The organism is Bradyrhizobium sp. BRP19 (assembly GCF_020194195.1).
In the GTDB taxonomy this organism is placed as follows: Bacteria; Pseudomonadota; Alphaproteobacteria; order Rhizobiales; family Xanthobacteraceae; genus Bradyrhizobium; species Bradyrhizobium yuanmingense.
Genome location: NZ_JADYVZ010000004.1, coordinates 303,874 through 326,120 on the forward strand (window position 1 = coordinate 303,874; position 22,247 = coordinate 326,120).

The following is a 22,247-nucleotide window of genomic DNA, read 5'->3' on the forward strand; positions in this document are numbered from 1 at the left end:
AAAAAAGAAATCGAGATCGCCCGCGATGGCCTTTACCGACATTTTCATCAAACGACCGGTCCTGTCGGTCGTCGTCAGCCTGCTGATCCTGCTGATCGGCCTGCGCGCGGCAATGGTGCTGCCGATCCGGCAATATCCGAAGCTGTCGAATACGGTCATCAACATCACGACCGTCTATCCCGGCGCGTCCGCAGACCTGATCCAGGGCTTCATCACCACGCCGATCGAGCAGGCGGTCGCGTCCGCCGAAGGCGTCGACTACATCACCTCGTCCTCGGTGCTCGGCACCTCGACGATCCAGGTCTACATCAAGCTGAATTTCGATCCGAACCAGGCGCTCACCGAGGTGTTGGCGAAGACTAATTCAGTGAAGTACCTGATTCCGAAGGAATCCAACGACCCGATCGTCACCAAGACCACCGGCCAGACCACGGCCGTGATGTATCTCGGCTTCTCCTCGGACGAGCTGTCCGGCTCGGCCATCTCCGACTATCTGACGCGTGTGGTGCAGCCGGTGCTGTCGACCGTCGACGGCGTCGCCTCGGCCGACATTTTGGGCGGCCAGACCTTTGCGATGCGGCTGTGGCTCGATCCCGTGAAGATGGCGGGCCGCAACGTATCGCCGGCTGACGTTGCGGCGGCGATCCAGGCCAACAACTTCCAGTCCGCGGCCGGCCAGACCAAGGGCTATCTGATCGTCTCGAACGTCTCGACCAACACGGGCCTGACCAACGTCGATCAGTTCAAGAAGATGATCGTCAAGGCCAAGGACGGCGGCTTCGTGCGGATGGAGGACATCGCCACCGTCGAGCTTGCAGCCCAGAGCACGGATGCCAGCGTCGCCTTTAACGGCGAGCGCGCGATCTTCATTGGCGTGCAGGCGACGCCACAGGGTAATCCACTGACGCTGGTCAAGGGTGTGCGCGCGCTGTTCCCCGAGCTCGAACGCAACCTCCCGCCCTCGATGAAGATGAAAGTCGCCTACGACTCGACCAAGTTCATCCAATCTTCGATCGACGAGGTGCGGAATACATTGGGCGAAGCCGTCATCATCGTGATCGTGGTCATTTTCCTGTTCCTGGCCTCGCTGCGCTCCGTCATCATTCCCGTCGTCACCATTCCGTTGTCGATGATCGGCGTCTGCACGATGATGCTGGCGCTGGGCTTCAGCTTCAACCTGCTGACCCTGCTCGCGATGGTCCTGGCGATCGGCCTCGTCGTCGACGATGCCATCGTCGTGGTGGAGAACATCCATCGCCATCTGGAGGAGGGCAAGACGCCGGTCCAGGCCTCGCTACAAGGCGCGCGCGAAATCGTCGGGCCGGTCATCTCCATGACCATCACGCTCGCCGCCGTGTACGCGCCGATCGGGTTCCTCGGTGGCCTCACCGGGTCGCTGTTCCGCGAATTTGCCTTTACCCTCGCAGGCTCGGTCATCGTATCAGGCGTGATCGCGCTGACGCTGTCGCCCATGATGTGCTCGGTGCTGCTGAAGAACACCGAAGAGGGCCGCTTCGCCAAGTTGGTGAACCGGGTGTTCGGCGCCATGACGCGGTGGTATGGCCGCAAGCTCGACCGCTCGCTCGACTACAAGGCCATCACCGGCCTGTTCGCCGTGACGATCCTGGGACTCGTCGGCTTCCTCTACATGAACACTTCGAAGGAGCTGGCGCCCGAGGAAGATCAGGGCATCGTGTTCGCGGTGACCAAGGCGCCGAAATACGCCAACATCGACTATGTCGATTTCTACGGCGAGAAGCTCGACAAGGAATTCCAGAAATTCCCCGAGACCGATCTGCGTTTCGTGCTGAACGGCATCAACGGCCCGCAAGGCGGCATTGCCGGCATGCTCTTGAAGCCCTGGGACGAGCGCACACGCTCGTCGATCGCCTTGAAGCCGCTCGTGCAGGCCGAGCTCTCCAAGATCGAGGGCGTGCAGGCGTTCGCGTTCAACCTGCCGCCATTGCCGGGCGGACCCGGCGGTCTGCCGATCCAGATGGTGATCAATTCCACGGCCAGCTTCCAGACCGTCTATGAGCAGATGGAGAAGCTGAAGGAGGCTGCACGCAAGAGCGGCATGTTCATCGTCTCCGATAGCGACCTCGCCTACAACCAGCCGAACGTCGAGGTGACGATCGACCGCACCAAGGCTCAGGACCTCGGCGTCAACATGCAGAACCTCGGCTCGACGCTCGCGGTGCTGCTCGGCGGCAATTACATCAACCGGTTCAACCTCGAGGGCCGCTCCTATCAGGTGATTCCGCAGGTGCCGCGCGGCAAGCGGCTGTCCCCGGAATCGCTCGGTGGCTACTATGTGACGACCAACACCGGGCAGCAGCTTCCGTTGTCGACCGTGGTCTCGATCAGGACCAAGACCGATCCGAATTCGCTGACGCACTACAACCAGCTCAATTCGGCGACGTTCTCCGCCGTGCCGATGCCCGGCGTGACCGTCGGCGCTGCGGTCGACTTCCTCGAAGGCGAGGCCAAGAAGCTGCCGCAAGGCTTCAGCCACGACTATCTGGCTGACTCCCGGCAATACGTGCAGGAAGGCAATCAGCTTGCCATCACCTTCGGCTTCGCGCTGATCATCATCTTCCTGGTGCTGGCGGCCCAGTTCGAGAGCTTGCGCGACCCGCTGGTCATCATGATCTCGGTGCCGATGGCAATCGTCGGTGCGCTGATCCCGCTGTTCTTCGGCATGGCGACCATAAACATCTACACCCAGGTCGGTCTGCTCACCCTGGTCGGCCTGATCACCAAGCACGGCATCCTGATGGTGGAGTTCGCCAACGAGCTCCAGGTTAACGAGCGGCTCGACCGCCGCTCGGCCATCGAGATGTCGGCCCGCATCCGTCTGCGGCCGATCCTGATGACCACGGCCGCGATGGTGACCGGCCTGATCCCGCTCCTGACCGCGACCGGCGCGGGCGCGGCCAGCCGCTTCTCTATCGGTCTCGTTGTCGTCGCCGGCATGTCGATCGGCACGCTGTTCACGCTGTTCGTGCTGCCGGCAGTCTATGTGGTGCTGGCGACCGACCATCGCGCGGCGGCCGATTCGGAGCGGAACAAGCAGATCGGCGAGCTGGACCTCGATTCAAAGGCGCTACGGCCGACCTGAGGCCGCCGGCAGGCTAGTCCCGAAAGGGCGGCAGCGGTGATCCGCTGCCGCCCTTTTCGTTGGGTCTCGGGCGAGCTCCTCGCCGCGCTTGCGAGAGACAAGGTCCGGTCTTCTTGCTAGGTTCCGTGGAATGAGCCTGTCCCTCCACCCCGATACACCTCGAGCCGGGACATTGCCGAGCGCGGCCCCAGGCGAGGTCGCCTCCGGCGACACGGCGGGGCGCGGAATCCGGACCCGGCTCTTCGCCAAATACGTCGCGCTTTTCGTGGCGGTCGTCGCCATTGCGCTGCTCGGCAATGGCCTGTTCGAGGTCTACTTCTACTATCGCGAGCACAAGGCCTCTCTGATCCGGGTCCAGCACGAGCAGGCCGAGGCGGCCGCTGCCAAGATCGGCCGGTTCGTCAAGGAGATCGAGAACCAGCTCGGCTGGACCACGCAACTGCCCTGGTCGGGTGGCTCGATCGAGCAGCGCCGGTTCGACGCGCTGCGCCTGTTGCGCCAGGTTCCTGCGATCACCGAGCTGGCCCAGGTGGATTCGACTGGCAAGGAGCGGCTGCGGGTCTCGCGGCTGGCGATGGACGTGCTCGACAGCGGGATCGACCTGTCGAGCGATCCGAAGTTCACCGAAGCGGTCGCGCGCAAGGTCTATTACGGGCCGGTCTATTTTCGCCGGGAGTCCGAGCCCTACATGACGCTGGCGCTGGCGGGCGCACGCAAGGATGCCGGCGTCAGCATCGCCGAGGTCAATCTCAAGCTGATCTGGGACGTCGTGTCCCAGATCAAGGTCGGCGAGCACGGCAACGCCTACGTGGTCGGCCCGGAGGGCCGCTTGATCGCGCATCCCGACATCAGTCTCGTGCTGCGCAACACCGACATGTCCGGCCTTGCGCAGGTACGCGCCGTGCAAGCCGGCGGCGCCATGCCAGACGTGCTTTCCGAGGCCCACAACATCCAGGGGCAGAAGGTGCTGACCGCATCGGCCCCGATCGAGCCGCTGCGCTGGACCATGTTCGTCGAGCTGCCGGTCGAGGAAGCCTATGCCGCGCTTTATGCTTCGCTGCAGCGCCTTGCAATCGTGCTGCTCGCGGCATCCATCTTCGCGGTGCTGGCCGGGATCTTCCTGGCGCGCCGCATGGTCGGGCCGATCCAGGCGCTGCGGAGCGGCGCGGAACGAATGGGCGGTGGTGATTTCTCCCAGCGCATCTCGATCAAGACCGGCGACGAGCTCGAAGGACTCGCCGACCAGTTCAACGACATGGGCGCGCGCCTGCAGGAATCCTATGCCGACCTCGAAAAGAAGGTGGAGCAGCGCACGGCCGAGTTGCGGGAGGCGCTCGAACAGCAGACCGCGACGTCGGAAGTGCTGGAAGTCATCAGCTCCTCCCCCGGCGAATTGGAGCCGGTGTTCCGCAAGATGCTGGAGAATGCTACGCGGGTTTGCGGGGCTCAATTCGGTACGATGAATCTGTGGGACGGCAGTAAATTCAATATCGCCACGGACTACAACATTCCGCCCGAATTCTCCGCCTACCGCAAGCGGACGCCGATCCTTCCACACCCAGGATCGATTCTGGCTGCAGTCGTTTCGACGCATCAGCCGGCGCAGATCCGTGATTTGAGAGAGAGTCCGACCTACAAGGCCGGCGTTCCCAATGTCGTTGGAATGGCAGATATTGCCGGGGCCCGGACGCTCCTCGTCGTTCCAATGCTGAAAGAGGACGATCTGATTGGCGCGATCACCATTTTCCGACAAGAGATTCGCAGCTTCACGGATAAGCAGGTCGCTCTCGTCCAGAACTTTACCAAGCAGGCCGTCATCGCAATTGAGAATACGCGTCTGCTGAAGCAGCTTCGGGAGCGCACCACTGAGCTGTCGCAGTCGCTCGATGAGTTGCGCACCGCGCAGGACCGCCTGATCCAGACCGAAAAGCTCGCTTCCCTCGGCCAGCTCACCGCCGGCATCGCGCACGAGATCAAGAACCCGCTCAACTTCGTCAACAATTTCTCCGCGGTCTCGACCGAGCTGATCGACGAGCTCAACGAGATCCTGCAATCGGCCGTGCTCGACGGCAAGACGAAGGAGGAGATCGACGAACTGACCGGCATGCTCAGGGCCAATCTCGAGAAGGTGGTGCAGCACGGCAAGCGCGCCGATTCCATCGTCAGGAACATGCTGCTGCATTCGCGCCAGGGGTCCGGTGAGCATCGTGCCGTCGACATCAATGCGGTGGTCGAGGAGAGCCTCAATCTCGCCTATCACGGCGCGCGCGCCGAAAGGCCCGCCTTCAACGTCACGCTCCAGCGCGATTTCGACCCGGATGCCGGCATGATCGAGGTGTATCCGCAGGAGATCACGCGCGTCTTGCTGAACCTGATCTCGAACGGCTTCTATGCCGCGGCCAAGCGCAAGGAGAGCGAGGGCGATGCATTCGAGCCCACCTTGCGCGCGGCAACGAAGAATCTCGGCGACAGGGTCCAGATCCGGATTCGCGACAACGGCACCGGGATTCCAGCCGAGGTGAAGGAAAAGATGTTCAATCCCTTCTTCACCACCAAGCCGGCCGGCGATGGCACGGGACTCGGCCTTTCAATGAGCCACGACATCGTGGTGAAACAACACGGCGGCACGATCGACGTGGACACCACACAAGGTGTATTCACCGAGTTCATCATCACGCTGCCGCGGACGATGGCAGCGGGCGACACTTCCGGAGGAAAGTCTTGAACGTTTACATCCTGGTCGTCGATGACGAGCCCGACGTCGAGGCACTGTTTCGGCAGCAGTTCCGGCGCGACCTGCGCGCCGGCCGGTTTCAGATGGAGTTTGCCCTCTCGGCCCCCGAGGCGCTCGAGCGCGCCGCCGAAGTCCGTGATCCCTCGCTGATCCTGATCCTGTCGGACATCAACATGCCCGGCATGAGCGGGCTCGACATGCTGCCGAAGGTGCGTGCCGCGCATCCCGATGTTCCCGTCATCATGATCACGGCCTATGGCGATGCGGAGACGCGCCGCAAGGCGATCGAACGGGGCGCCGTCGGGCTCCTCACCAAGCCGATCGACTTTGCGCTGCTGCGGCAGGAGATCGACACGAGGCTCGAGCAAGCCGCATGACTGCGACCATCCTCTTCGTCGACGACGAGCCGGATCTCGAGGCGCTGATCCTGCAGAAATTCCGCAGGCAGATCCGCGATGGGCAGCTCGCGCTGATCTTCGCGCGCGACGGCCTGGAGGCGCTGGAAGCGCTGGAGCAGAATCCGCATGTCGACATGGTGGTCTCCGATATCAACATGCCGCGAATGGACGGCCTGTCGCTACTCGCGAAGCTCCAGGAGGCCCAGGAGAAGAAGTCGACCATCATCGTCTCGGCCTACGGCGACATGAGCAACATCCGCACCGCCATGAACCGCGGTGCGTTCGACTTCCTGACCAAGCCGATCGACTTCGCCGACCTCGAAGCTACGATCGAGAAGACCGTCCGCCATGTGGAGATGCTGCGCGAGGTGCGGCGGCGCCAGATGGAAGCCGAGCGCGCCCATGCCTCGCTGTCGCGCTTCTTCTCGCCGGAGATTGCAAGGCGGCTGGCCGCGAACGTCGATGGCGACGGCATTGAGGTGCAGTGGCGCGATGTCGCCACCCTGTTCACCGATATTACAGGCTTCACCTCGCTGGTCGAGACCGCGCCTCCGCAGACCCTGGGCGAGCTCCTCAACGAATATGTCGGCGGCATGACCGAGATCGTCTTCGCCCATGAGGGGACGGTCGCCAAGATCATCGGCGATGCGATCCAGGTGCTGTTCAACGCCCCCGGCGACCAGCCGGACTATGCAACGCGCGCGGTCGCCTGTGCCCATGCTCTCGACGCCTGGGCGGAGGACTTTTCGGCGCGCTGGAAGGCAAGAGGCGTGAATTTCGGAGCTACCCGCATCGGCGCTCATGCCGGTCCGGCGCTGGTCGGCAATTTCGGCGGCAACCGTTTCTTCGACTACACGGCCTATGGCGACACCATCAATATTGCGGCCCGGCTTGAGGCGGCGAACAAGCACCTGGGAACGCGCATTTGCGTTAGTGCCAGCGTTGCGAATGGGGCCGAAAACTTTCGTGGCCGTCCCGTGGGCGACCTGATGCTGCGCGGACGCAGCGAGCCGCTGCGCGCATTCGAGCCGCTGCCGCAGGCGAGGTTCGAGGCGCCAGCGACGGCGCAATATGCCGAAGCGTTTGCCAAGATGGAGGCCGGCGATGCCGCGGCCATGCCGTCCTTCGCCGCGCTGGTCGGCATGCACGCCGACGATCCGCTGGCCGGATTTCACCTGAAGCGCCTGCTCAACGGCGCCAAGGGCACTCGCATGCAACTGGAATAGGAGTCCGTCATGACGCGCGAATTCTCGGCCGGCAACTATCGTTTCATTCCGTCCGTCTTCCAATATTCCGCCGGTGCTGCCGCGGATGAGGGCTACGAGATCGAGCGGGTCCGGTTCGACCGCCTGGTGCCGCTCGCCGAAGGATTTGCGCTGGCGGCAAAGTTCATCCAGGAGGCGGGCCGCCCGCTGACGGCGTTCTGCGCCTGCGAGCTGCGCTCGCCAGCGGCCTTCAGCGAAGAAGGCTTTCGCGCGTTCAATCTGCACTATGTGAAGACGCTGTCCGAATGGGGCATCTTCGACGGCAGCACCAATCCGGTGGCGCGCAGCAATGTCTGCCCCGAGATCGATCCGCCGTCCGAACCGTCGTTCTATGCGTTCTCCTTCACGCGTCCGACGCGGTCAGATTTGCCGAGCTTCGTCATCGCCGGCGGCGCCGAGGCGCGCGAGGGCAGCGGCTCCTATGTCGAGCGCACGGTGCGCTACCGCGATCTCAGCCCGGAGGGGCTGCGCGAGAAGGTGCGCTTCACCACCACGTCGCAGATGGAAAACCGGATGGCAGCCTTCGGCTTCGGCTGGAAGGATACAACCGGGGTGCAGGCCTATTCCGTGCACGACTTTCACCATGCGCTGGTGGACGAGTTGGTCCGCCGTGGCGCGCTCCGCTCCGGGCTGACCTGGCATTTCGCCCGTCCGCCGGTGGTCGATCTGGAATTCGAGATGGATTGCCGCCGCGTGCTGCGGGAAGTGGTGATTTGAGGTCCTCACCAAGAGGAATAATCAGCGCTGCCTTGGGTCGAGTGCGTCGCGCAGCCCGTCGCCGAGCAGGTTCAGCGACAGCACGACGAGGAAGATCGCAAGGCCTGGCCAGATTGCCATCCAGGGCGCCTGGGTCAGGAAGCGTTGTGCCGCGTTGAGCATGCTGCCCCAGGACGGCGCCGGCGGCTGCTGGCCGAGGCCGAGGAAGGAGAGGGCGGCCTCGGCGATGATGGCCGCAGCGATCGAGAGCGTCGCCTGCACCAGAAGCGAGGGGAGGATGTTCGGCAGGATGTGCGAGAGCGCGATCCGCCACGGCGGATTGCCGAGTGCGCGTGCGGCCTCGACATAGTCTTCGGCTTTGACGACGAGCACCTGGCCGCGGGTCAGGCGGATGAAGATCGGCGTCGCCGAGATGCCGATCGCAATCATGGCATTGCCGAGGCTCGGGCCGAGGAACGCGGCGAGCGCGATCGCCAGGATCAGGAACGGGCAGGCCAGCATCGCATCGGTGATGCGGCTGATCAGCGCGTCGGTGAAGCCGCCGCGGTAGCCGGCGAGGAGACCGAGCGGCACGCCGATGCCGAGCGCGATCGCGACCGAGATCAGGCCTGCGAGCAGCGAGGCGCGCGCGCCGTAGACGACGCGGCTGAGGATGTCGCGGCCGAGCTCGTCGGTGCCGAACCAGTGGGCCGAGGTCGGCGGTTTGCGCACCAGGCTCCAGCTCGTCGCGACGGGATCATAGGGCACGATGAGCGGAGCGAGCACGGCAAGGGCGATGAACATCGTGAGCACGACGAGCCCGAACACCGCTGCCTTGCGCTTGAACAGCCGCCGACGCGCGCGGCGGGCCGGGCTATCCAGCTCGTCGGCTCGCGTGAGAGGGCTCGGCAGCGCGGCGTCGGTCATGGATCAGCCCCGGAGCCGCGGATTGACGAGGATGTAGGCGATGTCGGCCACCAGATTCAGCGTGATGTAGACCGTGGCCGTCACCAGGACGACGCCCTGCACCACGGCATAATCGCGGTTGAATACGGCATCCACGATCAGCTTGCCGAAGCCGGGAATGGAGAAGATCTGCTCGGTCAGGACCGCGCCGGAGAGCAGCGTACCGAGCTCGAGCGCGCCGAGCGTGATGACGGGGGTCAGCGCATTGCGCATGGCATGCTTGAGGATCACCGTGCGCTCCAACAGTCCTTTGGCGCGCGCGGTGCGCACGTAGTCGCTTTCCAGCACCTGAAGCATGGCGCTGCGCGTATGCCGCATCAGGATCGCGGCGATCGCATTGCCGAGCACGAAGGCCGGCATGATGGTGACGGCCAGGCTTGCGCGCCAGTTCTCGGTGAGCGGCACGTAGCCGGAAGCCGGCAACCATCCAAGCTCGATCGAGAACAGGAAGATCAGCATGATTCCGAGCCAGAAGTTCGGCGTTGAGATGCCCCACAGCGCAAAGAGATTGGCGCCGTAGTCCCACGCGGAACCCTTCTTCACGGCCGCGACGATGCCGGCGGGAATGCCGATCAGCAGCGCGATCAGAATCGCCATCGAGCCGAGCTGCAGCGTCACCGGCAGCTTCTGTGCGATCAACTCGCGCACCGGCATCTTGTTGCGCAGCGACTCGCCGAAATCGCCAGAGAGCACGCCCTTGATCCAGTAGGCGTACTGCACCGGGACGGGCTGATCGAGCCGGTACTGGCGGCGGATCTGCTCGATCACGGCGGGATCGCGCTCCTCGCCCGCCATCACCAGCGCGGGGTCACCCGGCAGCAATTGCTGCAGCGAGAAGATCAGCACCGAGACGAAGAACAGCGTCGGCACGATCTGCACAAGGCGGCGGGCGAGGAAGTTCAGCATCCTCGCAGCGTCACTTCAGCTTGAGGCCGACAACGCGGACGAGGCCGTCCGGCATTTGCCTATAGCCTTCGAGCTTGGTCGTGTGCGCGATGATGATGCGGCGGTGATAGAGGTAGAGGATGGCGTGATCTTCCAGCTCCAGCTTCGCAAGTCTCTCGTAGGCGGCCTTGCGCTGAGCCATGTCCGACGTACGGCGGGCATCGTCGAGCGCCTTGTCCGCGTCGGCGTTGGTCCAGGCACTGTAGTTCTGCGGCGCATCCTTGCGCAGGAACACGTAGGAATTGCCATCGGGATCGATGCGTCCGCTCCATGCCAGCATGAAGGCCTGGTATTCGCCGGACTCGGCCTGCTTCAGCGACGTCGCAAACTCGGTGACGCGGATCTTCATATCGAAGCCCGCCTCGCTCGCCATGGATTGCACCACTTGAGCCACCGCTTCGGTCTCGGCACCCTTTGGTACCAGGAAGTCAACGCTGACTGGCCCAGTGACGCCGGCTTCCTTCAGGAGGGCCTTGGCTTTGGCGATGTCGCGGCCGTGGATCGGAAATGCGCCCTGATAATAGGGGTGATCGGGATTGACCCATTGGTTGCCCGGCTTGAATTCGCCGTTGAACACCACTTGGTTGATCGCCTCGCGGTCGATCGACCAGTCGAGTGCCTGCCGCACCTTGGCGGATTGGCTGAGCGGGCCCTTGGCCTTGTCCTTGCCGATGTTGAGCGTGATGCCCTGATAGCCGAGCTCGATGGCGGTCGCGACCTTCAGCCGGGAGTCGGCGCGCACCTCCTTGAGGTCGGTGGCGAGCACGCGCTCGATCAGATCGAGGCCGCCGGATTTCAGGTTTGCGAGCCGCACGGTGGCATCGACGATCGGCTGGAACACGATCTTGTCGATGAAGACGTTGTCCTTGTTCCAGTAGTCGGCGAATTTCTCGAACACGATGCGGTCCTGCTGCACGCGCTCGACGAACTTGTAGGGGCCGGCGCAGACCGGGCGAAGGCCGAACTTGTCGCCGGCCTCCTTGGCGGCCTTCGGCGACATCATCATTCCGGCGCGGTCGGTGAGCTGAGCGAGCAGGGGCGAGAACGGCGACTTCAACACCAGCTTGATCGTGAGGGGATCGACGATTTCGACGCGATCGACCGAGGCGAGCTCCGGCTTGCGGAACGAGCCGGGGAACGTCAGATGCCGTTCCAGCGAGAATTTTGCGGCCTCGGCATCGAACGGCTCACCGTCGTGGAATTTCACGCCGGGCCGCAGCTTGATGACCAGCGCCTTGCCGTCGTCGGCGGTTTCGCTCGAGAGCGCCAGCTGCGGCACGATGTTGAGCTTCTCGTCGATGTCGAACAGCTTGTCGCAGAAGGAGGAGAACACGATGCGGCCGACATAGGTGCGCGCCATCGTAGGGTCGAGGATATCGGGGTCTTCGGCGAGGCCGATGCGCAACGTGGTCTGGGCCTGCGCGGCCCCGATCGACACCAGCACAGCGGCGGCTGTTGCGGCCAGGCGAAACATCTTCATCGGTCAATCCCCATTGCTTCGGCTATTTCGTTGCGGACGCGGCGCACTGTATACCAACCCCGTCGGGGCTGCTGCCTTCCGTCTTTTGGCTGAAGGCCGCGACCAGCTTTGCAAGCGCCGGCGAAAACCCGCCGGCGGTGGGTAGAATGGCGTCGGCAGACGGCAGCTCCGCGGTGCGGTGACAGGCGGTGGCATGGCCGGTGCGGTCAGCTAGAAGCGCAGGCGCCTCATTGCGGCAGCGCTCGATCACGAACGGGCAGCGGGTGTGAAAGCGGCAGCCGGCGGGCGGATTGAGGGCGCTCGGGATTTCGCCCTCCAGCAGCACCGTCGTTCGTTTCGCCTTCGGCTGCGGCAGCGGGATCGCCGACAGCAGCGCGCGGCTGTAGGGGTGGCGCGGCGCGGCGAACAGCGCGTCGGCTTCCGCCGTCTCGACGATTTGGCCGAGATTCATCACCGCGACGTGGTCGGCGATGTGCTTGACCACGGCAAGGTCGTGCGAGACGAAGATGTAGGCGAGGCCAAGCCGGTCCTGGAGCTCGCGTAGCAGATTGAGGATCTGCGAGCGGATCGAGACGTCGAGCGCCGAGACCGGCTCATCGCAGATGATGAGCTTCGGCTCGACCGCGAGCGCGCGGGCGATCGCGATGCGTTGGCGCTGGCCGCCGGAGAATTCATGCGGATAGCGCCGGGCGAGGCGCGGCTCCAGCCCGACCAGCCGCAGCAGTTCGGCGACGCGCTCGGCCCGCCGCGCCGGCGGCACCAGATCGTGCAGCGCTAGCGGCTCGGTCAGGATCTGGCCGACTGTCATGCGCGGATTGAGCGAGGCGTAGGGATCCTGGAAGATGATCTGCGCCTCGCGGCGGAAGGCGCGCAAGGTCCCGGCGTCGAGCGCCAGCAGGTCGCGGCCGTCGAAGCGAATCATACCAGCGTCTGGCTCGATCAGCCGCAGCACCAGGCGGCTGACGGTGGACTTGCCGGAACCGGATTCGCCGACCAGGGCCAGCGTCTTGCCGGCCTCCAGCGAGAAGGACACGCCGTCGACCGCCTTGACGTGCGCCAGCGCGCGGCCGAGCAGCGAGCGCTGAGCGACGAAATGCTTGACCAGGCCTTCGACTTCGAGGAGCGCCATCACGACACCAGCAATTCGAGCGGCGCGCGGATGCAGCGCGAGAGGTGGCCGTCGCTGAGTTCGACCAGTGGCGGCGGCACCTTGGTGCAGGCGTCGAGCACGAAGGGGCAACGCGCGGCGAAGCGGCAGCCGGCGGGCGGCTGTGCCATGTTCGGCACCATGCCTTCGATCGTCGCAAGCTGCTCGGCGCGGTGGTCGAGCCGCGGGATCGAGCCGAGCAGGCCGACCGTGTAGGGATGCTGCGGCGCGGAGAACAACTCGTCGACCGGCGCCCGCTCGACGATCTCGCCGGCGTACATCACCGCGACCTCGTCGCAGACCTCGGCGACGACGCCGAGATCGTGGGTGATCAAGATGATCGCGGCGCCGCTCGCGGCCTTCAGCTCGCGCATCAGCTCCAGGATCTGGGCCTGCAGGGTGACGTCGAGCGCGGTGGTCGGCTCGTCCGCGATCAGCAGCCGCGGGTCGCAGGCGAGTGCCATCGCGATCATCACGCGCTGGCGCATGCCGCCGGAGAGCTTGTGTGGGTAGTCGTCAATGCGACGCTCAGGCGAAGGGATATGGACGCGGCGCAGCAGCTCGATCGCGCGGTCGCGCGCGCTCCTCCGCGAGCCGCCCCGGTGACGCAGGATCGTCTCGATGATCTGGTCGCCGATCGTAAAGCTCGGATTGAGCGAGGTCATCGGCTCCTGGAAGATCATCGCCAACCGATTGCCGCGCAGATCGCGCAGGGTCTGGTCCGGCGTGGTCAGCAGGTCGAAACCGTCGAAGCGGATCGCGCCACTTATTTCCGCGCTCTGCTTCGGCAGCAGGCCCATGATCGCCAGCGACGTCACGCTCTTGCCGCAGCCGGATTCCCCGACGAGACCGAGCGTCGCGCCATTGGCGACGCTGAGATCGACGCTGTCGACCGCGTGGGTGATACGGCCGTCGTCGCCATGAAAGCGGATACGCAGATCCTTGATCTCGATGAGGGGGCTGGCGCTCATGATCGTCTCGCGCGCGCCGCTTCGATGCTGGCGTCGATGACGCTGCGATCGGTGTTGCCGGCCGGGTTCTGCCGCGTCGGCATGGAGGCGCGGAAATGCACCCAGAGCTCGTGGCTGACGCGCTCGAGCCGTTCGAGCTCACCGAGCGGATCGGAATGGTCGTCGGCGCGAATGTCGAGGGCCGGCCATTCCTCCTCGCCGTGGATCACGAGCGCGGCCGATTGCTTGCCGCGCTTGTCGCCGCCGGCGGCTTCGCCGGCGCGCATCGCCGCGATTAGTCGACGAGGGAAGGGCAGGCTGTCATTTGCGATATATGTCTTCGCGGTCTCGTCGAGCACGTCTGGGCCGGCGAGCATATTGCCGGCGATCGAGAAGCCGCTGCCCGCGACGTGGCCGCACCAATCAACGCAGTCGCGCCCGGTATGCGCGGCGATTGCGCCGCTGGCATCCATGATATGGACCTGGCGGCTCTCGCGGCCGCCATCGGTCGTCAGCAGCGTGGCGAGCACGTCGTGCGCGTTGAGGCCCTCGCGCAACAGCTTGACGCCGTCAATGCCGTAATAGGGATTGACGAAGGCCTGCGTCGCGATCGCGCCGAGGCCGGCGGCGATGTAGGGCACGCGCGCGCCGACGGCGAAGAAGCGGGTCGCAACCGCGATGCCGAACTGGCCGGTGGCAGGATCGCGCGCGATGATCGACCAAGTCATGTGCTGCCTTCAGCGTCCCGCCGCGTAGCCCTGCATGCCGCGCGGATTGGCGGCGGCGCGCCGGCGCGGACCCACGCGTGAGGCCGCGGTCAGGCGTCCCTCGGACCAGTCGGGACCGATCTCGACGATATGCCCTCGCTCGCGCAGGTTCTCGATCGTTGCCTTCGGCACGCGGTTCTCGACCACGAGCACGCCGGGACGCGCGGTGCGCGGCCAGAACGAGATCGGGAAATGTTCGGAATGCCAGGCCGGCGCGTCGATGGCTTCCTGGAGATTGAGGTTACAATGGACGTGGCGCAGGAAGAACTGCGTGATCCACTGGTCCTGCTGATCGCCGCCCGGCGAGCCCCAGGCGAGGTAAGGCTCGCCGTCGCGCAGCGCCATGGTCGGAGAGAGGGTGGTGCGCGGCCGCTTCCCCGGCGCGAGCGCGGCGGGATGGCCTTCCTCCAGCCAGAACATCTGAGCGCGGCTGCCGAGGCAAAAGCCGAGCTCGGGAATGATCGGCGAGGATTGCAGCCAGCCGCCCGACGGCGTCGACGACACCATATTGCCGTCCCTATCGATGATGTCGAAATGCACGGTGTCGCCGCGCACCTCGCCGAAGCGGCCCACGGTCGGCTCGCCGGCGCCGAGCGCGCCGACCGCCTCGCGCTGGCCCTCCGCGCGGCGCAGCTTGACGACACCGCCGAAGCCCTCAACCGAGCCCGGAATGAAATCGAGCGAAGCCTTGTCGGTGACGAGCTTGCGGCGCTCGTCGTTGTAGGTATCCGACAGCAGCGTTGCGATCGGGATCTCGTTGAACTTGGGATCGCCGTAAAATTTTTCACGGTCGGCGAAGGCGAGCTTGGCGCATTCGATCTGGAGATGGATGAACTCCGGCCCGGTCGGATCGAGGCCGTCGAGTGCAAAGCCCTTCAGCAGCGCGAGCTGCTGCAAGGTGACCGGACCCTGACTCCAGACGCCGGCCTTGCAGACGGTGTAGCGGCCATAGTCGTAGGTGAGTGGCGCCTCGACTGTCGGCTGCCAGCGCGCCATGTCGTCGGCGGAGAGCACGCCGCGATGTGGCGAGCCGCTGACGTCCATCACCTCCTGGGTTCGGCAGAACTTGTCGACGGCTTCCGCGACGAAGCCTTGCGACCAGGCTTTGCGCGCGCGCTCGATCTCCGCATCGCGGCCACCGCCGCCGCTTTCCGCCTCGCTCAGGATCCGGGCGTAGGTCGCAGCCAGTGTCTTGTTGGTGAACAGCGTGCCTGGCTTCGGCACTTCACTGTTCGGGAGGTAGACCGCGGCGGACGTCGGCCAGTGCTTGCGGAACAGCTGCTCGACGGTCTGGATCGTGGCGCAGGCGCGCTCGACCAGCGGATAGCCGTCGCGGGCGTAGGAGATCGCCGGCTCCAGCACGTCGCGCACGCGCATCGTTCCGTAGTCGCGCAGCAGCATCATCCAGGATTCGAAGGTGCCGGGAACGCAGGCGGCGAGCAGACCCGTGCCCGGCACCATGTCGAGGCCTTCGCTTCTGTAATGCGCGATGGTGGCCCGCGCCGGCGCCGGGCCCTGGCCGCAGATTACCTCGGTGCGGCCGCGCTTGACGTCATGCACGATGATGGGCACGTCGCCGCCGGGACCGTTCAGATGCGGCTCGACCACCTGGAGCGTGAAGGCGGTGGCAACGCCGGCATCGAAGGCATTGCCGCCCTTTTCCAGGATGGCCATGCCCACGGCAGTCGCAATCCAGTGCGTCGAGGCGACGACCCCGAACGTGCCCTCGATCTCGGGCCTCGTCGTGAACGGATCGGGATTGATATTACTGCCCATGGGACTTCACCACCTTATTTCCGGCGCGTGCAATTGATCACAGGGCCACGCCGCTTCCAAATGCGCAGGCTGCATGGCACGCGCGCGTCACGCCGGGACCGGCGCGGTGTTGACCGCATGGCAGGCGACGCCGTCGATCAGTTCCGGGGTCTCCTTGCGGCAGAGATCGAACGCCAGCGGACAGCGCGGATTGAAGGCGCAGCCGGAGGGCGGATTGATCGGGTTGGGGATCTCGCCCTTGACCGGAATGCGCTGGCGGCCGCTCATGGCAAGATCAGGCACGGCGCCCAGCAGCATCTTGGTGTAGGGCATGCGCGGATTTGCGAACAGCTCGCGTCCGTCCGCGATCTCGACGATGCGGCCGAGATACATCACGCCGACGCGGCTCGCCATGTGGCGCACCACGGCGAGGTTGTGGCTGATGAACATGTAGGTCAGGCCGAACTTGTCCTGGAGGTCGCGCATCAGGTTCAGGATCTGCGCCTGCACGGAGACGTCGAGCGCCGAGGTCGGCTCGTCGCAGACGATGAATTCGGCGTCGGACGCGAGCGCGCGCGCGATCGCGATGCGTTGGCGTTGGCCGCCGGAGAATTCGTGCGGATATTTCAGCCGGTCGTCCGGATGCAGGCCGACGAGGCTGAGCAGCTCGCCGACGCGAGCCTGGATGTCGCGCTCGCCCTGGATCAGGTCGAAGGCACGGATCGGCTCGGAGATGATGGCATCGACCCGGAAGCGCGGGTTCAGGCTCGCATAGGGATCCTGGAAGATCATCTGGATGCGCCGGCGCAGCTTCCGCCGCGCTGGCGCCTGCCGCGGGTCGGTCATGGAGACGCCGTCGATCAGCACGTCGCCGGCGCTTGGCGGCAGCAGGCCGACGACCATGCGTGCCACCGTGGTCTTGCCGGAGCCGGACTCGCCGACCAGGGCAAACGTCTCGCCCTTCCTGATGTCGAAGGTAACGTGATCGACTGCCTTGAGATATTCGAGATGTCCGCCTTCAAGCACGCGGTTGAGCCAGGGTTTCGAGACGTCGAAGACGCGGCGCAGGTTTGTGGCCTGGACGAAGGGAGCACTCATGCCACGCTCTCCGCCGGCACGTCGTCATAGAGGTGGCAGGCCACCGATTGCGCGCCGCGCGGCAGCGGCTCCGGCCGATCGACACGGCAACGATCGAAGGCGAAGGCGCAGCGCGGATTGAACGAGCAGCCGCGCGGGATCGCCGACAGGCGCGGCATCGAGCCCGGGATCTGCACCAGGCGCTTGTCCTCGCCCGCAAGCGTCGGGATCGCGCCCATCAGGCCCTTGGCATAAGGATGCAGCGGATTCTTCACGACGTCCTGCACCGGGCCGATCTCGGCGACGCGGCCGGCATACATCACCGCGACGCGGTCGGAGGTTTCGGCGATCACGCCCATGTCGTGCGTCACCAGCATCACCGCGGTGCCGTGGTCGCGTCCGAGCCGCTTGATCAGCGAGATGATCTGGGCCTGCACGGAGACATCGAGCGCGGTGGTCGGCTCGTCCGCGATGATCAGCTCGGGCTCGGCACAGATCGCGAGCGCGATCACGACGCGCTGGCGCATGCCACCGGAAAACTCGTGGGGATAGCCGTCGATACGCTTTTCCGGCGCGGGAATGCCGACTTCGGCCAGGAGGTCGATGGCGCGGCGGCGGGCGGCCGACTCGGACAGATTGAGGTGGGTGCGGATCGTCTCCACGATCTGGTCGCCGACCTTGTACAGCGGATTGAGCGATGTCAGCGGATCCTGGAAGATCATGCCGATGCGCTTGCCCCTGATACGGCGCATCTCCTCCGGCGGCAGATTGTCGATGCGCAGGCCCGCGAGATGAATCTCGCCGCCGGCAATGCGGCCGGGCGGATCGATCAGGCCGATCACCGCGAGGCCGGTGACGGACTTGCCGGCTCCGGACTCGCCGACGACGCCGAGCACCTCGCCTTTGGCGATGTCGAAGGAGACGCCGTCGATGGCGCGCAGCGTGCCGCGGCGGGAGGCAAACTCCACGTGAAGATCGCGCACGGAAAGGACGGGTTCGGTCATGGACGAGGCGTATTCATCGAAGCTTCGGATTGAGCGCGTCGCGCAGCCAGTCGCCGAGCAGATTGATCGACAGGATCAGCGCCGCGAGCGCGAGCCCCGGGAAGGCGACGATCCACCATTCGCCGGCGAACAGATAATTGTTGCCGATGCGGATCAGCGTGCCGAGCGAGGGCATGGTGTCGGGCAGGCCGACGCCGAGGAAGGACAGCGTCGCCTCGGTGATGATGGCGAGCGCGAGGTTGATGGTAGCGATGACCAGAATCGGGCCCATCGTGTTCGGCAGCACGTGCCGCAGCATGATCTTCGGCGCCGGCAGGCCGATCAGCTGTGCGGCGGCGACGTAGTCCTTGTTCTTCTCGACCATCACGGAGCTGCGCACCGTCCGGGCATAGCCGACCCAGAAGCTCAGGCCGATCGAGATCACCAGCACCACCAGCATGCTGGTGGCGTCCAGCCGGTTGCCGAGGATCGACTTCGCGATGCCGTTGACCAGCAGCGCGATCAGGATCGCAGGGAAGGTCAGCTGCACGTCGGCGATCCGCATGATCACGCCGTCGACTGCCCCGCCGAAATAGCCGGCGATCAGGCCGAGGGCGATGCCGAGCGCGCCGGCGAAGATCACGCCGGCGACGCCCACGGCGAGCGAGATGCGCATGCCATAGAGAATCGCGGAGAACACATCGCGGCCCTGCTCGTCAGTGCCGAGCAGGAACGGGCTCTGGCCGTCCGCAGTCCACAGCGGTGAAATCCGCGAATTCATCAATTGCAGCTGTGCCGGATCGAACGGGTTCTGCACCGCGAGCACGGATGCAAAGATCGCAAGCAGGAAGAACAGGACCGTGATGGCCGCAGCCACCATGGTGAGCTTGGAGCGGCGGAACGAATAGAACAGGTCGCTGTCGAGCGTGCGGCTGAACCAGCCATGGGCGGCCTGCACCGGTTGTGCGCTCTGCTTGTCGGAATTGGAGACGACTGCGTCGGACATGCAGGTTGTCCTATGCGGCGCGACCGACGGTCGAGCGCAGGCGCGGATCGACCACGGTGTAGAGAATGTCGACCACCAGATTGATGGTGACGAAGATCAGTGAAACCATCAGCAGGTAGGCGGCCATGATCGGAATGTCGACGTTTTGCACGGCCTGGACGAACAGAAGCCCCATGCCCGGCCATTGGAACACGGTTTCAGTGATGATCGAAAATGCAATAACCGAGCCAAACTGAAGCCCTGCGACGGTGATCACCGGAATCAGCGTGTTCTTCAGCGCGTGGCCGAAATGGATCGCACGCGTGGTCAGCCCCCTCGCGCGGGCGAAGCGGATATAGTCGGTCCGCAACACTTCCAGCATCTCCGCGCGCACCAGCCGCATGATCAGGGTCATCTGGAACAGACCGAGCGTGATCGAAGGCATGATGAGCGCCTTCAGTCCCGACACCGTGAGCAGGCCCGTCGTCCACCAGCCGAGCTTGACCACCTCACCGCGGCCGAACGAGGGCAACCAGCCCAATGTCACGGCGAACAGGTAGATCAGGAGAATGCCGATCAGGAAGGTCGGCAGCGAGATGCCGATCAGCGAGACCGCCTGGAATAGTTTGGCCAGCACGGTATCGCGCTTGAGCGCCGAATAGACGCCCATCAGGATGCCGAACACCATTGCAAACACGGTCGCACAGATCGCAAGTTCCAGCGTCGCGGGCATGCGCTCCATCAACAGGGCCGCGACCGGCTGGCGGAACTGGTAGGAGACGCCGAACTTGAACTGCGCCGCATCGGCGAAATAGCGCACGAACTGCACCGGCACGGGGTCATCGAGGCCGAGCGACTTGCGCACGATCGCGCGTTCGGCGGCCGAGGTGTCGATCGAGACGATCTGGTTGACGGGGTCGCCGGCGAAGCGGAACATCGAGAACGCGATGATGCCGACGGCGAACATGACGCCGATGGCCTGAACGGCGCGGCGAAGCGTGAAAGCGAGCATGCCTTCCACTGTCCTTGGGTGAGCGTACGGCCGACGTCCTTGGCGGCCGGAAAAGAAAAGGTCCCGGAAGGTGGATGCCGCCGGGACCTCGTGTTCAACCGACGCTATTCCTTCTTGGTTGCCCAGTGGAACATGACGAGATTGTCGGCGCGCTGCGGCAAGTTCACCTTCTTCGACACGCCCCAGGCCAGCGCCTGCTGGTGCAGCGGGATGTAGGACCAGTCCTTTGTGCCGATGTCGTAGGCCTGCTTGATCAGCTGGTTGCGCTTGGCGGTGTCGGTTTCGACCAGCACCTTGTCGGTGATGGCGTCGAACTCCTTGTTGCAATAGCCGCCTAGATTGGCCTCGCCGCGCGAGGATTTCGCATCGTCGCGGCAGCCCATGATGTCGTAGAGCACGTTGTGGGAGTCCATCGTGCTCGGGGTCCAGCCCAAAAGGTAGAACGAGGTCTGGTAGCCGCCCTGCTTCAGCACCTTGGCGAAGTACTGGGCCTTCGGTTGCGCCAGGAGATTGATCTTGACGCCGATACGGGCGAGCATGCCGACCACGGCCTGGCAGATCGCGGCGTCGTTGACGTAGCGATCGTTCGGGCAGTCCATGGTGACCTCGAAGCCGTCGGGGTAACCGGCTTCGGTCAGGAGCTTCTTGGCGCCGTCAGGATCGAATTTCGGCCGCGTGAACTCCTTGGACAGCACGAACAGTTCCGGTGCGATCATCAGCGCCGACGGCGTCGACAGCCCGCGCATCACGCGCGTCTTGATCAGCTCGATATCGATCGCCTTGTAGAAGGCCTCGCGGACGCGGACGTCCTTGAACGGGTTCTTGCCCTTGATGTTGGAGTAGAGCAGCTCGTCACGCATCTGGTCAAAGCCGAGGAAGATGGTACGCAGCTCCGGTCCCTTCAGCACCTGGGCGTTCGGGCTGGAATCGACGCGGGAGATGTCCTGGATCGGAACCGGCTCGATGACGTCGACTTCGCCCGAGAGCAGGGCGGCGACGCGGGTGGCGTCGGAAGCGATCGGGGTGAAGATGATCTCCTTGAGATTGCCCTCGACCTTGCCCCAGTAATTGGGATTGGCCTTGAACACCGTCTTCACGCCGGGCTGATGGCTTTCAATGATGAAGGGACCGGTGCCGTTCTCGTTCAGTGAGGCATAGCTCGGCGTGGTCGCCGCCACCGGCGTCGGATCGACGACGTTGTTCTCCTCGGCCCATTTCTTGTTCATGATGTACCAGACATCCCACGCGTTATGCAGAATGGGATTTGGCGAGGGCAGGACGAAGTCGACGGTATAGTCATCGACCTTGACCACCTTGACGTCCGGCGCAAGGCGAGTCTGCATGTTCGACCCCTTCTTGCGGACGCGATCGGCCGAGAACACCACGTCGTCGGCGGTGAAGGGGTTGCCGTTGTGGAATTTCACGCCCTTGCGCAAATGGAAGCGCCAGCGCGTCGGCTCTGGGGTTTCCCAGCTTTCCGCCAGCGCCGGAATGATCTTGAGGTCCTTGTCGCGCGCCGTGAGGCCCTGATAGACGTGGCCGAGATGAGCGTGGGTGGTGCTCTCGTTCAGGGTATAGGGATCGAGCGACTTCAGGTCACCCTGGTTGGCATAACGTAGCGTCTGGCTCGATGCTGGCGAGACCGCCAACGCGAGCGTACCGGCGAGTGTCGCCGCAAACAGACTTTGACCGACTGACATTCTTGACCCTCTCCACACTGCCGCGCCGGTGATTTTTGATTGTTCGGCGAGGCTGACTGATCCATGTTGCCCAGAGTTCTCGAGCCGTGCAAGCGTCATTCCAGCAAGGAACGCGCCAAGTTGCGCCGCTGTGCAGCAATGCTGCCCGGCAATCCCCGGCAGGCCGGCGAGCTTCTGCGCGGGGCGCGGGCCGACAATTTGATTGACCATACCCGTCGATTGGGGAAGCTGGTCCTAGCGGCTTCCCCTCAGGTCGCTTGCCTTGC

Annotated in this window: 17 protein-coding genes; 5 read left to right on the forward strand and 12 right to left on the reverse strand. The window is 64.7% G+C overall.

Features of this window, described 5'->3' with window-relative positions; genetic code table 11:
- Positions 1-25: 25 nt before the first annotated feature.
- The 5 genes from I6F36_RS15980 (at position 26) to I6F36_RS16000 (ending at position 8,235) form a co-directional block, all read left to right on the forward strand.
- Entirely contained in the window at positions 26-3,121 is a 3,096-nt protein-coding gene (locus tag I6F36_RS15980) for a MexW/MexI family multidrug efflux RND transporter permease subunit (protein ID WP_036025801.1), read from the forward strand.
- A gap of 130 nt (positions 3,122-3,251) precedes the next feature.
- Positions 3,252-5,846 (forward strand): ATP-binding protein, encoded by a 2,595-nt coding sequence (locus tag I6F36_RS15985; RefSeq protein ID WP_225171734.1) that lies wholly within the window; start codon positions 3,252-3,254, stop codon positions 5,844-5,846.
- On the forward strand, positions 5,843-6,232 hold the full coding sequence (locus I6F36_RS15990; RefSeq protein ID WP_025034870.1) for a response regulator: 390 nt from the start codon (positions 5,843-5,845) through the stop codon (positions 6,230-6,232). Before I6F36_RS15985 ends, I6F36_RS15990 begins: the two co-directional genes overlap by 4 nt.
- A complete protein-coding gene (locus I6F36_RS15995; RefSeq protein WP_036004735.1) occupies positions 6,229-7,479 on the forward strand; it encodes an adenylate/guanylate cyclase domain-containing protein in 1,251 nt (416 codons plus the stop codon). Before I6F36_RS15990 ends, I6F36_RS15995 begins: the two co-directional genes overlap by 4 nt.
- Before the next feature lie 9 nt (positions 7,480-7,488).
- Positions 7,489-8,235 carry a hypothetical protein gene (locus I6F36_RS16000; RefSeq protein WP_036004738.1) on the forward strand — a complete coding sequence of 249 codons (747 nt, stop codon included), beginning with the start codon at positions 7,489-7,491 and terminating at the stop codon, positions 8,233-8,235.
- 21 nt (positions 8,236-8,256) lie between these two features.
- Here I6F36_RS16000 and I6F36_RS16005 read toward each other — a convergent pair whose 3' ends face one another.
- The 12 genes from I6F36_RS16005 to I6F36_RS16060 form a co-directional block, all read right to left on the reverse strand.
- Positions 8,257-9,141, reverse strand: a complete 885-nt coding sequence (locus I6F36_RS16005) for an ABC transporter permease (protein WP_225171735.1) — start codon at positions 9,139-9,141, stop codon at positions 8,257-8,259.
- 3 nt (positions 9,142-9,144) lie between these two features.
- Complete coding sequence (locus tag I6F36_RS16010; protein WP_025034874.1) at positions 9,145-10,086, reverse strand: ABC transporter permease; 942 nt, start codon at positions 10,084-10,086, stop codon at positions 9,145-9,147.
- Positions 10,087-10,096: 10 nt separating this feature from the next.
- The gene (locus tag I6F36_RS16015) at positions 10,097-11,605 is read right to left on the reverse strand and encodes an ABC transporter substrate-binding protein (protein ID WP_225114425.1); all 1,509 of its coding nucleotides are present in this window, start codon (positions 11,603-11,605) and stop codon (positions 10,097-10,099) included.
- A 22-nt stretch (positions 11,606-11,627) separates the two neighbouring features.
- Positions 11,628-12,734, reverse strand: a complete 1,107-nt coding sequence (locus I6F36_RS16020; RefSeq protein WP_225114426.1) for an ABC transporter ATP-binding protein — start codon at positions 12,732-12,734, stop codon at positions 11,628-11,630.
- The gene (locus I6F36_RS16025) at positions 12,734-13,723 is read right to left on the reverse strand and encodes an ABC transporter ATP-binding protein (protein WP_225171736.1); all 990 of its coding nucleotides are present in this window, start codon (positions 13,721-13,723) and stop codon (positions 12,734-12,736) included. Before I6F36_RS16025 ends, I6F36_RS16020 begins: the two co-directional genes overlap by 1 nt.
- On the reverse strand, positions 13,720-14,430 hold the full coding sequence (locus I6F36_RS16030) for a DUF1028 domain-containing protein (RefSeq protein ID WP_225171737.1): 711 nt from the start codon (positions 14,428-14,430) through the stop codon (positions 13,720-13,722). Before I6F36_RS16030 ends, I6F36_RS16025 begins: the two co-directional genes overlap by 4 nt.
- 9 nt (positions 14,431-14,439) lie before the next feature.
- On the reverse strand, positions 14,440-16,245 hold the full coding sequence (locus tag I6F36_RS16035) for a gamma-glutamyltransferase family protein (protein WP_225146103.1): 1,806 nt from the start codon (positions 16,243-16,245) through the stop codon (positions 14,440-14,442).
- Between the two features lie 87 nt (positions 16,246-16,332).
- Complete coding sequence (locus I6F36_RS16040) at positions 16,333-17,322, reverse strand: ABC transporter ATP-binding protein (protein WP_036025780.1); 990 nt, start codon at positions 17,320-17,322, stop codon at positions 16,333-16,335.
- A complete protein-coding gene (locus I6F36_RS16045) occupies positions 17,319-18,305 on the reverse strand; it encodes an ABC transporter ATP-binding protein (RefSeq protein WP_057027053.1) in 987 nt (328 codons plus the stop codon). The genes I6F36_RS16040 and I6F36_RS16045 overlap by 4 nt, the downstream gene beginning before the upstream one ends.
- Before the next feature lie 13 nt (positions 18,306-18,318).
- Positions 18,319-19,290 carry an ABC transporter permease gene (locus I6F36_RS16050; RefSeq protein WP_036004773.1) on the reverse strand — a complete coding sequence of 324 codons (972 nt, stop codon included), beginning with the start codon at positions 19,288-19,290 and terminating at the stop codon, positions 18,319-18,321.
- Between the two features lie 10 nt (positions 19,291-19,300).
- Positions 19,301-20,281: an ABC transporter permease gene (locus I6F36_RS16055; protein WP_225171738.1), complete on the reverse strand. Its 981-nt coding sequence runs from the start codon at positions 20,279-20,281 to the stop codon at positions 19,301-19,303.
- A 104-nt stretch (positions 20,282-20,385) separates the two neighbouring features.
- Positions 20,386-21,981, reverse strand: a complete 1,596-nt coding sequence (locus tag I6F36_RS16060) for an ABC transporter substrate-binding protein (protein WP_225171739.1) — start codon at positions 21,979-21,981, stop codon at positions 20,386-20,388.
- Positions 21,982-22,247 lie beyond the last annotated feature (266 nt).

Bases quoted from the DNA above. Each gene is read 5' to 3' on its own strand.
- I6F36_RS16020 (WP_225114426.1), bottom strand. From the start codon at position 12,734: ATGGCGCTCCTCGAAGTCGAAGGCCTGGTCAAGCATTTCGTCGCTCAG.
- I6F36_RS16000 (WP_036004738.1), top strand. From the start codon at position 7,489: ATGACGCGCGAATTCTCGGCCGGCAACTATCGTTTCATTCCGTCCGTC.
- I6F36_RS16010 (WP_025034874.1), bottom strand. From the start codon at position 10,086: ATGCTGAACTTCCTCGCCCGCCGCCTTGTGCAGATCGTGCCGACGCTG.
- I6F36_RS16055 (WP_225171738.1), bottom strand. From the start codon at position 20,281: ATGCTCGCTTTCACGCTTCGCCGCGCCGTTCAGGCCATCGGCGTCATG.
- I6F36_RS16035 (WP_225146103.1), bottom strand. From the start codon at position 16,245: ATGGGCAGTAATATCAATCCCGATCCGTTCACGACGAGGCCCGAGATC.
- I6F36_RS16025 (WP_225171736.1), bottom strand. From the start codon at position 13,723: ATGAGCGCCAGCCCCCTCATCGAGATCAAGGATCTGCGTATCCGCTTT.
- I6F36_RS16045 (WP_057027053.1), bottom strand. From the start codon at position 18,305: ATGACCGAACCCGTCCTTTCCGTGCGCGATCTTCACGTGGAGTTTGCC.
- I6F36_RS15995 (WP_036004735.1), top strand. From the start codon at position 6,229: ATGACTGCGACCATCCTCTTCGTCGACGACGAGCCGGATCTCGAGGCG.
- I6F36_RS16060 (WP_225171739.1), bottom strand. From the start codon at position 21,981: ATGTCAGTCGGTCAAAGTCTGTTTGCGGCGACACTCGCCGGTACGCTC.
- I6F36_RS16015 (WP_225114425.1), bottom strand. From the start codon at position 11,605: ATGAAGATGTTTCGCCTGGCCGCAACAGCCGCCGCTGTGCTGGTGTCG.
- I6F36_RS16050 (WP_036004773.1), bottom strand. From the start codon at position 19,290: ATGTCCGACGCAGTCGTCTCCAATTCCGACAAGCAGAGCGCACAACCG.
- I6F36_RS16005 (WP_225171735.1), bottom strand. From the start codon at position 9,141: ATGACCGACGCCGCGCTGCCGAGCCCTCTCACGCGAGCCGACGAGCTG.
- I6F36_RS16030 (WP_225171737.1), bottom strand. From the start codon at position 14,430: ATGACTTGGTCGATCATCGCGCGCGATCCTGCCACCGGCCAGTTCGGC.
- I6F36_RS16040 (WP_036025780.1), bottom strand. From the start codon at position 17,322: ATGAGTGCTCCCTTCGTCCAGGCCACAAACCTGCGCCGCGTCTTCGAC.
- I6F36_RS15980 (WP_036025801.1), top strand. From the start codon at position 26: ATGGCCTTTACCGACATTTTCATCAAACGACCGGTCCTGTCGGTCGTC.
- I6F36_RS15985 (WP_225171734.1), top strand. From the start codon at position 3,252: ATGAGCCTGTCCCTCCACCCCGATACACCTCGAGCCGGGACATTGCCG.